This is a genomic window from Psychromonas antarctica, assembly GCF_022267535.1.
In the GTDB taxonomy this organism is placed as follows: domain Bacteria; phylum Pseudomonadota; class Gammaproteobacteria; order Enterobacterales; family Psychromonadaceae; genus Psychromonas; species Psychromonas antarctica.
On sequence record NZ_JAHNZV010000270.1, the window covers coordinates 1 to 814 of the forward strand.

Below are 814 nucleotides of genomic sequence, written 5' to 3' on the forward strand. Positions count from 1 at the left end.
GATTTTGATTTTATTGAATCTTTAACAATGAATGATTCTATTAGGGAATTCACACAGGGATTATTGGTTGAAGCAATTGATGCTTCATATGCTATCGGCTTTGTGGACGCTATTTTTAGAAGCACAACCAATCCAACGAAAGGTGCTTTGGCTATCATTAAGGAATTCTCCAAAAAAGCTGTCATACATTGGTTTAAACATGCAACAGTGAATGATCTACAAAGAGTGAAAGTTTATGATTTTGTTAGGCTTCATATTGCAAATCAGTTTAGGAAACCATTAAGAATCCTCGTGTACACCGCATCAAAAGAAAGTATTCAAGGTGCCTTTTTAGCTTACAAGCAGCCATCTCATGGTTTGTTAAAAGTTTGGGGGTAGCAATGAAAGTAAAAATAATAGCGTGTCTTGGCGTTTTTTTAGTAGGAATATCAGGCTTAATGGTTAACGATATTTCAAAAATGAACCCAGAAACAATAGTAATGTGCACCCTCAACGAAGGTGGGATTTTAATTCCAGCTAAAGCTTGTGAGTATTATTTATATAACCATAGGGATATAGCTTCAGACGTATATGAAATGTCTAACAGTGTTGGGCTGAGTTTCATTCTCGAGGGGAAGAATAAAATAAAGAAATATGAGATTGCCAGTTTTTTTATACTAAATGGCTTAAGTGTTAATAGCATCAATTACTCTGGAGGATATAATATAACACCTCTACACGGTGCGGTTATAGGTAATGATTTAGAAATGGTATCCTTTTTATTGAGCAATGGGGCATCAATTAGTATTAAAGCCCCTACTCTAGATATGACTCC

Annotated in this window: 1 protein-coding gene and 1 pseudogene; both read left to right on the forward strand. The window is 35.0% G+C overall.

Annotated features, from left to right (window positions below; genetic code table 11):
* Positions 1-378, forward strand: a pseudogene (locus KSO91_RS17425) (hypothetical protein); the annotation flags it as partial.
* 2 nt (positions 379-380) lie between these two features.
* The coding region (locus KSO91_RS17430; protein WP_238744277.1) for an ankyrin repeat domain-containing protein at positions 381-814 on the forward strand (434 nt) is incomplete at its 3' end.